Below are 15,373 nucleotides of genomic sequence, written 5' to 3'. Positions count from 1 at the left end.
TTTTATTTTCAGTGAATTTTTAATAAAAAATTAAAATTTTTTAAGGATTGATTCATATTAAAAAACAATTTCTTTTAGATATAAATACTTTAAATAAATGTAAAATGATAAGATATCTTTTAAAAATGTGTTTACTTTATTTTAAAATCTTACTTTCTGGAATAGTTACATGTATTTGTATAATTTTTCTACTGTCTACTGAAGATATTTTAAAATTATATCCATGAATATTAATATCTTCTCCATGGCTAGGTAAATGTCCAAATGCTTTCATTACTAATCCGCCAATAGTATCTACTTCTTCGTTACTAAAATGAGTTTGAAAAAAATCATTGAATTCTTTTATTTCTGTAAGTGCTTTAATAGAAAATAGATTTTCTTGTAATTTGCGAATATTTATTTTTTGTTCTTCATCGTATTCGTCTTCAATTTCTCCAACTATTAATTCAAGAATATCTTCTATAGTAACTAATCCAGACACTGCTCCAAATTCATCTATTACTATTGCCATATGTGTTCGTTTTAAACGAAACTCTTTTAACATTCTATCTACATATTTACTTTCGGGAACAACAACTGCTGGTCTTAATATATTTTTAATATGAAAATTTTTATTTGAGTTTCTTACAAATGGTAATAAATCTTTAGCAATTAAGAATCCTTCTACATAGTTTTTATCGCTATTCATTACTGGAAAACGTGAATGTGCAGATTCTAAGATAACATCAAGACATTTATTTAAATTATAATTTAATTTTAATATTATCATTTGCGTTCTAGGTATCATTATTTCTTTAATTTTTTTCTTTGCAATGTGTATAACTCCTTCTAACATATCACATGTATCTTGATCAATAAGTTCATTTTGTTCCGAATCTCTAATTAACGCGAGTAATTCTTCTCTATTTTTAGGTTCATCATGAAAGATATGATGGAACAAAATAGAGAAAAAACCTTTTTTATTAATTTTTTCTAAGTTTTTTGCATCTTTTTCACTCATAATATTTAGTTATCTATTTTAAAAATATATTTTACTATTCTATGTTAGAAAATCTTAGGTTAAAATAATTTTTCTCAATAATTATTAATTTTTTAATAATATGGATCTTCGTAATTCAAAGATAACATAATGTTATTTTCTATGTTTTCCATAATTTTTTGTTCTGTATAATATTTATGATCATATCCTAATAGATGAAGTATTCCATGTATAGTCATATGCGCCCAACGAGATTCTAATGTTTTATTATATTTTATAGATTCTTGTTCTATAATGTTTTTACATAAAATCACATCTCCTAATAATTTTATATTTTTCTGAACAAAAAAGTTGAATTGAAAAGATAAAATATTTGTTGAGCAATTTTTTCCTCTGTATTTGAAATTTAAATTCTTTATTTCTGTTTCATCTACAATTCTAATTGTAATAACTTTAATATTTTTTTTTTATATAAAAGTTTTCTTATCCATTTTTTAAACATTGTTTTTTTTGGTATTTTTTCTTTGTTTTTACAATTTATTTGTATGTTTAAAATAAAACAATCTTTTTTTTTCATATATTTTTACAATAATATACCGTTTAAAATATGAGTGTGTACTTCATTTATTTTTACTTTGACAAATTTTCCAATCATATTTGATTCTCCGTCAAAATTCACAATTCTATTATTTTCTGTTTTTCCATATAATTTCATAGGATATTTTTTCGATTGACCTTCTACTAAAATACACTGTTTACTTCCTAACATTCTTCTACTCCAAGACATAGTTTGTTTATTAATACAATTTTGTAATGTATACAAACGTTCTTTTTTTTCTTGTAGACTAATTTCATCTTTCATTTCTGATGCAGGTGTTCCTGGTCTACTTGAATATATAAAACTATAGCTCATATCAAAATTAATTTTTTTTATAAAATTTATAGTTTGTTTAAAATCTTCTTTAGATTCACCTGGAAAACCGACAATAAAATCAGAACTAATTTGAATATTTGGACGTGCTTTAACTAGTTTTTCAATAATTTTTTCATATTCTTCAGTAGTATATGATCTTTTCATAAGTTGTAATATTTTATTAGATCCGCTTTGTACCGGTAAATGCAAAAAACTAACTAGTTTAGGAGTATCTTTGTACACTTCGATAATATCATCACTAAATTCAAGTGGATTACTTGTCGTAAAACGAATTCTTTCAATACCATCTATTTCTGAAATTAATCTTAATAATTCGGAAAAAAAACAAATTTTTCCATTAAAAGTCGATCCTTCATATGCATTTACATTTTGCCCTAATAAATTAATTTCTCTTATACCATTTTCAGCTAAATTTGAAATTTCAAATAAAATATCGTCAGATGGTCGACTAATTTCTTTCCCTCTTGTATATGGTACTACACAAAATGAACAATACTTATTACATCCTTCCATTATTGAAATAGATGCTGTGTATCCTTTATTTTTAATTGGTAAAGAATAATTAAATTTATCTAATTGTGGAAAACTAATATCAATGACAAATTTTTTGTTTTTTTCTACTTCATTAATCATTTTAGGTAATTTATGTAAACTTTGAGTACCAAATATAATATCTACATATCTAGATCTTTTAAAAATTTCTTCACCTTCTTGAGTTGCTACACAGCCTCCAACAGCAATGATAATATTGGGATTTGTATCTTTTAATTTTTTCCATCTTCCTAATTGATGAAAAACTTTTTCTTGAGCTTTTTCCCTGATTGAACAAGTATTCAAAACTAAAATATCTGCTTGTTCAGATTTTGTAGTGATAAAATATTTACCTGTTTTTTCTAAATTTCTTGCTATCATAGATGAATCATATTCATTCATTTGACAGCCCCAAGTTTTAATATATATATTTTTCATTTTTTAATTATATTAATCCTACTATTACAATATTTAATTTAAATAAAGAAGTTAATTTTTTAAGATGTTTATACAGATATTACGCCATGAATGGAGGGATGAGGATTATAATTAATAATTTTAAAATCTTCAAAAGTATAATTAAACAATGACTTAGGTTTGTTTAATATTATTAATTTTGGTAATTTTCGAGGATTTCGAAGAAGTTGTTTTTTTGCTAATGAAATATGATTTTTATATAAATGAATGTCGCCACCTGTCCATATAAATTCATCAACTTCAAAATTACATTGTTGTGCTATCATATGTGTAAGCATTGAATAACTTGCAATGTTAAATGGTAATCCTAGAAAAACATCGCAAGAACGTTGATATAGTTGGCAACTTAACTTATTTTGAAATACATAAAATTGAAATAATATATGACAAGGAGGTAAAGACATTTGACCTATTTCTCCGACGTTCCAACTACATACTAATAATCTACGAGAATCAGGATTGTTTTTTAATTGTTTTATTATATTTTTTATTTGATCAATTTTTTTTCCATCTGATGCGTTCCAACTTCGCCATTGCTTCCCATAAATAGGTCCAAGATCACCAAATTGATCAGCCCAATTATCCCAAATAAATATTTTATTTTTATTAAGATATTTGATATTAGTATCTCCTTTTAAAAACCATAAAAGCTCGTGAATAATAGCAGGTATGTAGCATTTTTTTGTTGTAACAAGAGGAAATCCTTTTTTTAAATTAAATCTTATATTATGTCCAAAAATAGATAACGTTCCTGTTCCAGTTCGATCATTTTTTGGTTTTCCATGTTTAATTATTTTTTTTATTAACTGTAAGTATTTTTTCATAATATCTCAAAATTTAATTTTTTTATAAAAAGATATAAATATAATAATTAATCCAAATATAATCATTGGAATTGACAAAATTTGACCCATTGTAATACAATTTTGAATTAATCCAATTTGAGGATCAGGTTCACGAAATACTTCAGAAAAAATCCTTAATATTCCATAGCTAACTAAAAATAAACCACTAATACTCCCTGTAGGTCTCTTTTTTTGATTATATAAGTATATTATTAAAAATAATAAAACGCCTTCTAACATAAATTCATAAATTTGAGAAGGATGACGAGGTAATGCTCCATATTTTTCTATTATTAATAGTAACTGAGGATATTTTAATGCTAATGCTAAATCTTGATTTTGTGTGCTATGGAAAATGACTGCATATGGAAAATTTAGCGCAATACGTCCGTATAATTCTTCATTGATTAAATTTCCTAATCTTCCAGCACCTAAACCAAAAGGTATAAGAGGACTTATAAAGTCTGAAAGAGTTAAAATTTTAATTTTATTTTTTATAGAAATATAATACATACTAATAATAGCCCCTATCAATCCCCCATGAAAAGACATCCCACCTTCCCAAATATGAAATAAACATAATATATGATGAGAAAAATATGAAAAATTATAAAAAATTATATATCCTATTCTACCTCCAATGCAAGAACCTAAAAAAATAGTGTATAGATAAGATTCTATTTTAATTTTTTTCGTTTTTTTTTAATAATTTCTTCCCGTACACAAGAGCGAAAATAAAACTAATAACATACATAAGACCATACCAATGTGCAGAAAAAGGGCCAATAGAAAAAATAATAGGATTGAGTTTTGGAAAATTAATATACATTTTTTATTCTCTTTTTATTAATAGATCTGTATAAAATAGATTATTGTTCTAAACTTAATAATTCTTCAATGGTTTGTCTTCTTCTAATAGTTTTAAAAGTATTATTTTCTATTAATATTTCTTGAATAAGTGGTCTAGTATTATAATTAGATGACATAGATGCACCATATGCACCTGTATCATGAAAAATTAAATAATCTCCTATTTGCATTATAGGTAATGTTCTTGTTTCTATATTTCCTCCTTCTTTTTGCGTAAATATATCTCCTGATTCACATAATGGACCTCCTATAACTGTTTCGATGGTTTTATATTCATTAATTTTTCTATTATTTGATGGTATCACAGATATATGATGATAACTTCCATACATTGTTGGCCTCATTAAGTCATTAAATCCTGCGTCGATTAAAACAAAATTTTTATTACCCATTTTTTTAATTGCTCTTACTTGAGAGACTAATACTCCTGATTCTGCTACTAAAAATCTACCTGGCTCGATTTCTAATTGAATTGGTGTTTTTAAAAATTGAGAAATTTTATTTCTTGCTTGATCCCATAAAGCAAAATATTTTTTTATATTAATAGGTTTTTCGTTAAATTTATAAGGTATTGGCAAACCACCTCCTGCGGAGATAAATATTATTTTTTTATTTATTTGAATTGCACTTTTTATCATTGCATGACAAACTTTTTTTAAATGTTCATAATTAACACCAGAACCAATATGCATATGTAAACCTATTAATTTTAAATTATATTTCTTTATAATAGGAATTGCTAAACTAGGATCCCAAATTCCATGTTTGCTATTTTCTCCTCCAGTATTTGTTTTTTTGCTATGACCATAACCAAATTTAGGATTAATTCGCAACCAAATATGATGACCGGGAGAAATACTTCCTAACTGTTTTAACATATCTAATGAACCTGCATTTACTGGGATATTATATTTAATAATTTTAGATAGCGTTTCTTTATCAAATAAATCTGCAGTAAAAATAATTTCATCACTATTTTTTTTAAATCCAGCTGATAAAGCTCGTTGTATTTCCCCTAATGATACAGCATCTACTTTCAAATTATTTTTTCTCATTAATTGTAAAATATGAGTATTAGAACAAGCTTTTTGAGCAAATCTAATAATATCAAATTGTTTTAATAATTGAATTTTATTATAAATGATATTTGCATCATAAACCCAAAATGGAGATTGATATTTTTTTATGAGATATTTAATATTTTTAATATTAAGATTACTTGTAGTTGTGTTGATTAATTGAGGCATTTTTACTCCTATTAAATTTTTTAAAATTCATATAAGTTTATTTTAAATATATAATTTTTATTTTAAAGATGAACGTAAGGTAGGAAATAAAATTACTTCTCGAATACTTTTTTGATTAGTTAGTATCATAATTAAACGATCTATTCCAATTCCTAGCCCTGAAGTAGGAGGTAATCCATATTGTAATGCTTCTATATAATCTGCGTCATAAAAAATATCTTTATTTTCTTCTTTTTTTTTCATTTTTATTTGGTTTAAAAATCTATCTTTTTGATCTTCTGCATCATTTAATTCTGAAAATCCATTACCTATTTCATATCCTGCAATAAATAACTCGAATCTATCAGTGATTTTCGGATTAATATTATTACGTCTAGCTAACGGAGAGACTTCTACTGGGTATTCAGTAATAAAAGTTGGTTGGATTAAATGTTTTTCTACTGTTTTTTCAAAAATTTCATTTTCTATTTGACCGATATTCCAATTTTCGTTTATTTCTATATTGATGTTATTCGCAATTTTTTTAATTTTTTTTAAATTTTTTAAATCAGAAAAAGAAATATTGGTATGAAATTTTAAAATAGCTTCCTTCATAGTTAATTTAGAAAATGGTATTTCAAAATTTATATAATGTTCTTTATATATAATTTTATTACTATTAAATAGATAATTTATTATATTTTTTAATAATTTTTCTGTAAATTTCATCATATATTGATAATCTGAATAAGCGATATATGCTTCCATCATAGTAAATTCAGGATTATGTCTAGTAGAAACTCCTTCATTTCTAAAATTTCTATTTAGCTCAAAAATACGTTCAAACCCTCCAATAATTAATTTTTTTAAATACAGTTCTGGCGCTATTCTTAAATACATTGTTTTATTTATTTCATTATGGTGAGTTTTAAATGGACGAGCAGAAGCGCCACCAGGAATATTATGTAGCATAGGAGTTTCTACTTCTAAAAACTTATTTTCTATCATAAATTTTCGAATGAATTGAATAATATTTGAACGATGTTTAAAAATATTGTATATTTGATTATTACTAATTAAATCTAAATATCTTTGTCTATAACGTTTTTCTTGATTTAATAGCCCGTGAAATTTATCCGGAAAAGATTTTAACGATTTGGTGAGTATTATAATATTTTTAGCATAAACAGATAATTCTTTTGTTTGTGTCTTAAATAAGTAACCATCTACTCCTAAAATATCTCCAATATCCCATTTTTTAAAATCGTTATGATAAAATTCAGATGTAATTGATTTTTCTTGTATATATACTTGTACTTGTCCTTCTATATCTTGTAATATAAAAAAAGCAGCTTTTCCCATAATTCTTCTTTTAATCATACGACCAGCAATAGAAACTTGAACATTCATTATTTTTAGTTCATCATTTGTTTTATTTCCATATATTTTATGAATTGTTATAGAATTTATTTTTTTTTTAAAATGGTTTGGATAAGAAAATCCATTTTTTTTCATTTCAGTTAATTTTTCTTTTCTTATTGTTTTTTCTTTAAACATTTTAACCTCTATAATCCTAATATTAAACTATGCTCAATGAAATCATCTAAATCACCATTTAATACAGATTGTACATCATGTTTTTCTATTCCTGTTCTAAGATCTTTAATTTTTGAATGATCTAGTATATAAGAACGTATTTGATGACCCCAGCTAATATCTAATTTATTATTTTCTATTTTATTTTGTTCTTTTCTTTTTTTTTGCATTTGTAATTTATATAATTTTGATTTCATTTGTTTTATTGCTTGTTCTTTATTTTTGTGCTGAGATCTGTTACTTTGACATTGAGTAACAAGATTAGTAGGGATATGAGTAATTCGCACTGCAGATTCTGTTCGATTTACATGTTGACCGCCGGCTCCAGAAGCTCTATAAACATCTATTCTTAAGTCAGATAAGTTAATTTCAACATTAACTTTTTCTTCTATATCTGGATATATAAAAACTGAACTAAATGAAGTATGTCTTCTATTTCCCGAGTCGAATGGACTTTTTCTAATAAGACGATGAATTCCAGTTTCAGTTCTTAACCATCCAAAAGCGTATGCTCCTAATACCTGGACTGTAGCATATTTTATACCCACTATTTCACCGATAGATTCTTCAATAATTTCAGTTTTAAATTTCTTTTTATCGCACCATTTTAAATACATTCTTAATAATATTTTTGACCAATCTTGTGATTCTGTTCCACCAGATCCAGATTGTATATCAATATAACAATTGCAATTATCATATTTTTTTGAAAACATACGATAAAATTCAAGTTTTTTAATTTTTTGTTCAATTTTTTTGACTTCTTTAATAATGTCTTGCATGACTGTATTGTCTTTGGTTTCCTTAGCTAACTCTAGAAAAATATTAGTTTCTTTTAATTTTGTTTCAATTCTATTAATATTATCAACAATGATATTTAATAAATTTTTTTCTTTATTTAATTTATATATAGATTTTTGTATTTTCCATATTTCAGGATTTAATAGTTCTAAATTAATTTCTAAAATTCTTAATTTTTTTGTATTATAGTCAAAGATACCTCTTCAAATCATTTTTCCGATGATTTAATGTTTCAATTTTATTACTTATGATATTAATATCTATCATGATTTTATTATTCTTCTAAAATTAATTATAAATAATAATTTATAAGATGTTTTAATATAAAAATTAATTGATTTTTTATTATATATTAATCGTATAAATTTATTTGTTTTTAATTGATATATTTTATTAACACTTAGGAAAAATAATGTCACTATTTAATTTTTCAAAAAATGTTGTTTATCCATCAATTCGATTACCTTTAACATTAATGTCTCTTGAAGAATGGTCTATTATCTATATAGATGGTATTGATAGTAAAAAATTTCTTCAAAATCAATTAACAATTGATATAAATTCTCTAGAAAAAAAACTTCATAAAATATGTGCTTATTGTAATTTAAACGGTAGAGTTTATAGTACTATGTTGTTATTTCATTATAAAAAAGGATATGCTTGTATTATAAAAAAAAGTTTATTTGATTTACAAATTCAAGCGTTTATAAAATATACTGTTTTTTTAAAAGTTCAAATACATCAATTAAATGATATTTTCTTATTAGGATTATCTGGAAATGATTCTAAATTATTTTTATCGAAACAATTTAAAGAAATACCGAATAATAGTAAACCTGTTGTTTCTAATCAAGAAGCAACCATACTTTGGCTTTCAAATCCATGTGAACGATTTTTATTAGTTTTGTCTTTAAAAAATTTTTTGTTATTTAAAAAAAAAATTAACACAAAGATTCTACTAAATAATAGTAAACAATGGATTTCGTTGGATATAGAAGCGGGATACCCAATAATTGGAAAAACTATGTCTCAAAAGTTTTTGCCACAATCTATCAATCTAGATAAACTTCAAGCAATTAGTTTTAATAAAGGATGTTATTATGGACAAGAAATAATAGCTCGAGTGTTTTATAAAAATTTAAATAAACATGGATTATATTTATTATCAAGTAAAGGAACGATACAGCCTAAAATTGGTTCTATTATTGAAACAAAAATATCAAAAAAATGGTTAAGAATTGGTTTTTTATTATCAATAGTGCATTTATATTCTAATGAAATCTGGATACAAGCAGTGTTAAATAAATCTATTAATGTCCAAAATATTTTTAGAGTTCATGGATTTAAAACAATTTTTTTAATTAAATACTAATATTTTTTTAAACATTTTAGTTTTATTATATATAATATTTTATATTAATTAAAAAATTTATTCAAAATTTAGAAGATACTTTTAAAAATATCATGTCACAAGGTATTCTTTTTATTATTTCAGCTCCCAGTGGAACAGGAAAATCGAGCCTTATTAAGGGATTATTAAAAACAAAATGTTTATATAACATTCAAGTTTCTATATCTCATACCACTAGGATTATGAGACCTGGCGAATCTCATGGAGAACATTATTATTTTATATCTAAAAAAGAATTTAGATTTATGATTCAACAAAAATCTTTTTTAGAATATGCGAAAGTATTTAATAATTATTATGGAACTTCACGCAAATTTATTGAAAAAATGTTAATTTCTGGAATTGATGTTTTTCTTGATATTGATTGGCAAGGAGCTAATCAGATTCGATATAAAATACCTAATGCGAGAAGTATTTTTTTACTACCTCCATCTAAAGATGTATTATATAAAAGATTGCGATCAAGAGGGCAGGATAGTGATATAGTTATTTCAAAGAGGATGGAAAAAGCTGTAGATGAAATGAATCATTATTCAGAGTATGATTATTTAATTATTAATGATAATTTTGAAAAAGCTATAAATGACTTAAAAACTATTATTATTGCTGAACATTTATGTTTATTACATCAAAAAAAGAAATATAATATATTAATTTCGCAATTATTAAATAATTAATTTTATAAAAATTAAACTATTGAAAAAATAATTTTTAGATTTTAATATTTTATATTCATATGTTTTGAATTCAAGATTATTTATATAATTCTATTGATGAAATAGAATTATATAATTAATAAAAATTTTTCAATTTAATATTTTTAATTAATTAAATTATTTTTATCTCGATTTGATTTTTTTCTTTCGTTCTCTTTTAAATATTTCTTACGCAAACGTATCGAACTGGGTGTAATTTCAACTAATTCATCGTCATTAATAAATGATAACGCTTCTTCTAAAGTAAACTTTTTATAAGTTGTTAAAACTATAGCCTCATCAGTTCCCGAAGCTCTCATATTAGTTAGTTTTTTCCCTGTTAAACAGTTTACAGTTAAGTCATTAGAACGATTGTGTAATCCTATGATTTGACCTTCATATACTTCAGTTCCATGACCTAAAAATAATTTTCCTCTTTCTTGTAAATTAAATAAAGCAAATCCTACAGCTATTCCTTTTCCATTAGAAATTAAAACACCATTTTTTCTTTGCCCAATTTCATTGTTTTGTTTGTTTGCGTAATGACTGAAAGATGTATAACATATTCCAGTTCCAGAAGTTATATTCATGAATTCTGAACGAAAACCTATAAGCGCTCTGCTTGATACAATATATTCAAGACGTACTCTTTTATTTTTATCTATAATCATATTTTTTAACTCACCTTTTCTTTCTCCTATAAATCGCATAATATTACCCTGATGTTTTTCTTCGATATCTAAAGTTAGATACTCAAAAGGTTCTTGCATAAAACCATCTATTTCACGTAAAATGATTTTAGGACGAGATACTTCTAATTCAAATCCTTCACGCCTCATATTTTCAATCAATATAGATAAATGTAATTCGCCTCGTCCAGATACAGAAAAAATATTAGCATCTTTTGTGTCTTTTATTTGTAAAGCGACATTGTGCATAGTTTCTTTTTTCAATCTTTCTAATATTTGACGGGATGTAATATATTTGCCTTCTTTTCCAGATAAAGGTGATGTATTAACTGAAAAAAACATATTAACTGTAGGTTGGTCGATATTTAATATCGGAAGAGGTTTTAAATTTTCTGGATGACAAATTGTATCAGAAATATTTAGTTTATTGATACCTGTAATAGCGATTATATCGCCAGCTCCTCCTTTTCCTACTTCTATTCGTTGCATTCCAAAATAATTCAGTACTTTACTAATTTTTCCGTTTTTATGATTACCTAAATAATCAATAACAGTGACTAATTCATTACTTTTTATATAACCTTGTTTAACTCTACCTACTCCTATTAATCCTAAGTAATTATCATAATCAAGTTGTGAAATTTGCATTTGAAATTTTTCATTAGGATCTACATTAGGAGCAGGTGCATGTTTAATAATTGCTTCATATAGCGGTATCATATTGCTTTCTAGCTTAAGATGATTAGTTCCAGAAGTTCCAAAAATTGCAGAAGTATATATAATTGGAAAGTCAAGTTGTTCATCATTAGCATCAAGACTGACAAATAAATCAAAAACCTGATTTACAACCCAATCAGGACGAGAATTTTTTCGATCAATTTTATTAATTACTACAATAGGATTAAGACCATATTTAAAAGCTTTTTTAGTAACAAATCGTGTTTGAGGCATTGGCCCATCTAATGCATCAACTACCAGTAAAACTGAGTCTACCATAGACATGACTCGTTCTACTTCTCCTCCAAAATCAGCATGACCAGGTGTATCCACAATATTTATTTTATATTCTTTCCATTTTATAGAAGTATTCTTGGATATTATTGTAATACCTCTTTCTCTTTCTAAATCATTTGAATCCATAATTCGTTCAGTTTTTTCTTCATGCTTTTTAAAAGTACCTGATTGTTGTAATAGTTGATCAACTAGTGTAGTTTTTCCATGATCAACATGTGCTATAATAGCGATATTTCTTATTTTTTGATGCATTTCTTCTCCTTTAAAATTTTACTTTTAAGACATATAGATATAATTTAGATTTTTTTGATAAAGTATTAGAAAAGATTAAATTTTGAGGATTATTTTTAATATTAATTAATAAAAATTATATTTTTAGTGTATAAATAGAATGTTTTAATAAATTTTACTTTTGAAAAGTTAAGGTTAAATTTTGAGTATTATAAACTATAATAAAACTTTTTTTTTAAAAAGCATTTCTCAAGTGTCTGATATAAATATTGGACATGGGATTGAAATCGCTTTTATTGGATATTCTAATTCAGGAAAATCTAGTGCTATTAACTCTTTAACAAATAAAAAAAAACTAGCTAGATGCAGTAAGACTCCTGGACGGACTCAGTTAATTAATTTTTTTCAGGTTGTTTCGAATTTTAGAATAGTTGATCTTCCTGGTTATGGTTATGCTAAATGTCCGATATCAATAAAATTAAAATGGGAGAAATTAATATATAGTTATTTAAAAACACGAAAATCTTTAAAAGGTTTAGTGTTTTTAATGGATATTAGAAATCCTTTGAAAGTTTACGATCAATATATTATTAATATAGCTTTAGATCAGAACATACCTATGTTTATATTGTTAACTAAATGTGATAAGCTTACATTAAGCCAGCAGAAAATACAATTTCAAATTGTGTATGCAAAGTTAAAAGTTTTTTTACAAGAAGTCAAGATTGAATTGTTTTCGTCATTTAAGAAAATAGGTATTAAAAAATTACAATCTCAATTAAATATTTGGTATCAAATGTATAAATAACTTCACACAATGCATTAAAAGTGTTTTTTTTGCTTAACATTATATTGTTCAATTGTATTAGATAATTTTGAAAAACACATTTTTTCTAAAATAATATCATTAGAATTTATACAGATAGGAATATCTAACTTTATTTTAGCTAACTTGTACGAAAGAAAAGCAGTATCTTTATACGTTTTTAGTTGATTTGATATATTTTTAGCATTTCTTAAAGATAAAAGTTGTATTTTTTCAATATTATTATAAATATTTCGAATATTTGAAAATTTTTGAAGCAAAAATAGTGCAGTTTTTATACCGATTTTAGGAATTCCTGGAATATTATCAGATTTATCTCCCATAAGAGCTAAAAGATCAATAAATTCTTGAGGATTAATACCATATTTTTTTTGTATTTTTTTTGGAGTAATAATTTCATTATTACTTATATTTAATACGCTAATATTATCTGTTATAAGTTGTATCATATCTTTATCATGACTTACAATTAATACTTTTTCTCCAGATTGCTCAAGTTTATGCGAAAAACTACCAATAATATCATCCGCTTCTACACCAGGAATGCTTAAAGTTTTGATGCCAATATTTTTTAATATATTGAAAAGAGGTTGTATTTGAATATAAAGCGAATTAGGCATTTTAGGTCTATTATTTTTATATGCGCTAAATATTTTATTTCTAAAAGTTTTTTTAGATGAATCAAATACAATAATAATTTTTTTTGAATTATAGTATTTTAATAAAATATTTTTTATTGTTTTTAATGTACCATATATAGCTCCATATGGATTTTCTTGATCATTGTTAAAAAACTGGAATGTAAAGTATGATCGATATAAATACAAGGTTCCATCTATTATAATCACTGGTTTATTTGTTATATGATGCATTTTTATCTTATAGTAGTTAATAATGTTATGAAAAAATATGATTTTAATTATAAAGTAATTTTTGTAAAAATATTTTTATAATTAAATCATGTTATATCAAATTAATTGTATATAAAAATTTATTAATAAAAAAATAAAATTTTTAAATCTATTTAAATAATTCTAATTTTTGTGATTTTTTAATAACAAAAATTTGATTAATGCTATATACTTGCTTGAAAAATTATTTTTAAATAACATTTCTAATGTAGAATATTTAATAGTATATTTTCCGTTTATTAACATAGCTGGAACATAATCTAATTTTACTTTTTTTATATCATAATTATTTTTTTGAATTAATATTTTTATAAAAAAACTATTCCAAAATTGATTGTATTGATGAATACTGATTCCTGTTTTTTTTAGAAATATATTTTTAATATCATGAATATCACTTATTGTACGCGTTTCTTGAATTCCTTTAAAAATAGGCATTATTATTTTGTCTTCTACTCCCATTTGTTCAGATATTATCCATATTTTTGTTAAAATTTTTCCTAAATCTCCTCCTAAAAAATTAACGTGATACGTTTTGATATTTATATTTTTATTTATTTTTTTTCGTATTAAATTGCTAATATTATATGTTTTTTCAAGTTCATAACAATATGGGCATAAAAAAGAGAAAAATTGCATTATTTGAGGGGTTTGAGAAATATATTTTTTTTTTATTTTGTATTCTTTTATATGATTTAATTCTAAAGCAAAAGTGGTGTGAGAAAAAAGCATGATATATAAAAAAATTAATATTTTTTTCATTTTTTATCCAAATTTTTTTAATTCTTAGAAAAATAAATATTATTTAAAATAATTTATTCAAAAAAATATTTTATATTTTTAATAGTTTAACTTAACATTTTTTTTTAAATCAATATGTATTTGAGAATTTTAATGTTAATTAAATGTTAAATAATATGAAATAAGTTTGTTCTTAAAATAACATTGATATTTTATATAAATAATATTTACTTGAAAAATAAAAATATTTTAATATATCACTTGTTATTAAATAATTAATTTATATAAATTGTTTTATAATTACGATCAATATATTGCTAAGATTTTAAAAAATTTAATTAAAAAAATATTGAAAATAAAAATTTTATATTGATAAATGATATTTTTTATTATATTAAAGAATATTATCTGTCTAAATATATAAAATTAAGAGAATTTATTTTAATAAAGATAAATCTTTTAAAATTAAATTAATTTGTAGAAAATATTTTTTATTACTCTTATTATTCTTAATAGTTATTTCTTGAAAAATACTAAATTAATGTATATAAATTTTTATTTAATTTTAGAAAAATTAATTTAAAAAGAAATTAATA

Annotated in this window: 13 protein-coding genes and 1 pseudogene; 3 read left to right on the top strand and 11 right to left on the bottom strand. The window is 23.4% G+C overall.

Going from position 1 to position 15,373, the window contains the following annotated elements:
* Positions 1–136: 136 nt before the first annotated feature.
* From corC to prfB, 8 genes and pseudogenes are all read right to left on the bottom strand, one after another.
* On the bottom strand, positions 137–1,000 hold the full coding sequence (gene corC, locus D9V63_RS02235; protein WP_158368993.1) for a CNNM family magnesium/cobalt transport protein CorC: 864 nt from the start codon (positions 998–1,000) through the stop codon (positions 137–139).
* A 92-nt stretch (positions 1,001–1,092) separates the two neighbouring features.
* Positions 1,093–1,398, bottom strand: a complete 306-nt coding sequence (gene ybeY / locus D9V63_RS02230; protein ID WP_261979556.1) for an rRNA maturation RNase YbeY — start codon at positions 1,396–1,398, stop codon at positions 1,093–1,095.
* Between the two features lie 164 nt (positions 1,399–1,562).
* Complete coding sequence (miaB, locus tag D9V63_RS02225; protein ID WP_158368989.1) at positions 1,563–2,882, bottom strand: tRNA (N6-isopentenyl adenosine(37)-C2)-methylthiotransferase MiaB; 1,320 nt, start codon at positions 2,880–2,882, stop codon at positions 1,563–1,565.
* A 68-nt stretch (positions 2,883–2,950) separates the two neighbouring features.
* A complete protein-coding gene (thyA, locus tag D9V63_RS02220) occupies positions 2,951–3,745 on the bottom strand; it encodes a thymidylate synthase (protein ID WP_158368987.1) in 795 nt (264 codons plus the stop codon).
* Positions 3,746–3,751: 6 nt separating this feature from the next.
* A pseudogene (gene lgt, locus D9V63_RS02215) lies at positions 3,752–4,595 on the bottom strand (prolipoprotein diacylglyceryl transferase).
* 40 nt (positions 4,596–4,635) lie between these two features.
* A complete protein-coding gene (gene lysA / locus D9V63_RS02210) occupies positions 4,636–5,883 on the bottom strand; it encodes a diaminopimelate decarboxylase (RefSeq protein WP_158368985.1) in 1,248 nt (415 codons plus the stop codon).
* A 57-nt stretch (positions 5,884–5,940) separates the two neighbouring features.
* A complete protein-coding gene (lysS, locus tag D9V63_RS02205; RefSeq protein WP_158368983.1) occupies positions 5,941–7,419 on the bottom strand; it encodes a lysine--tRNA ligase in 1,479 nt (492 codons plus the stop codon).
* An 8-nt stretch (positions 7,420–7,427) separates the two neighbouring features.
* Positions 7,428–8,526 (bottom strand): peptide chain release factor 2 gene (prfB, locus tag D9V63_RS02200; RefSeq protein ID WP_187308574.1). Its coding sequence is split into 2 segments (ribosomal slippage): positions 7,428–8,450 and positions 8,452–8,526, totalling 1,098 coding nucleotides; the frame shifts between segments, so codons are not numbered across the junction.
* Between the two features lie 145 nt (positions 8,527–8,671).
* Here prfB and ygfZ point away from each other — a divergent pair.
* Together ygfZ and gmk are read left to right on the top strand one after the other, a co-directional pair.
* A complete protein-coding gene (gene ygfZ, locus D9V63_RS02195; protein ID WP_158368981.1) occupies positions 8,672–9,631 on the top strand; it encodes a tRNA-modifying protein YgfZ in 960 nt (319 codons plus the stop codon).
* A 92-nt stretch (positions 9,632–9,723) separates the two neighbouring features.
* Positions 9,724–10,347 carry a guanylate kinase gene (gmk, locus tag D9V63_RS02190; protein WP_158368979.1) on the top strand — a complete coding sequence of 208 codons (624 nt, stop codon included), beginning with the start codon at positions 9,724–9,726 and terminating at the stop codon, positions 10,345–10,347.
* A gap of 143 nt (positions 10,348–10,490) precedes the next feature.
* Here gmk and typA read toward each other — a convergent pair whose 3' ends face one another.
* On the bottom strand, positions 10,491–12,320 hold the full coding sequence (gene typA, locus D9V63_RS02185; RefSeq protein WP_158368977.1) for a translational GTPase TypA: 1,830 nt from the start codon (positions 12,318–12,320) through the stop codon (positions 10,491–10,493).
* 181 nt (positions 12,321–12,501) lie between these two features.
* Here typA and yihA point away from each other — a divergent pair, with 181 nt between their 5' ends.
* Entirely contained in the window at positions 12,502–13,107 is a 606-nt protein-coding gene (gene yihA / locus D9V63_RS02180) for a ribosome biogenesis GTP-binding protein YihA/YsxC (RefSeq protein ID WP_158368974.1), read from the top strand.
* Positions 13,108–13,121: 14 nt separating this feature from the next.
* On the opposite strand, the gene D9V63_RS02175 is transcribed toward yihA, so the two are convergent.
* Complete coding sequence (locus tag D9V63_RS02175) at positions 13,122–13,997, bottom strand: 5'-3' exonuclease (RefSeq protein ID WP_158368972.1); 876 nt, start codon at positions 13,995–13,997, stop codon at positions 13,122–13,124.
* Positions 13,998–14,159: 162 nt separating this feature from the next.
* Complete coding sequence (locus D9V63_RS02170; RefSeq protein ID WP_158368970.1) at positions 14,160–14,798, bottom strand: DsbA family protein; 639 nt, start codon at positions 14,796–14,798, stop codon at positions 14,160–14,162.
* Positions 14,799–15,373 lie beyond the last annotated feature (575 nt).

The organism is Buchnera aphidicola (Aphis nasturtii) (assembly GCF_005083345.1).
In the GTDB taxonomy this organism is placed as follows: Bacteria; Pseudomonadota; Gammaproteobacteria; order Enterobacterales; family Enterobacteriaceae; genus Buchnera; species Buchnera aphidicola_R.
The sequence above is the reverse complement of the archived record's forward strand: the minus strand, read 5'-3'. Positions and strand labels throughout refer to the sequence as shown.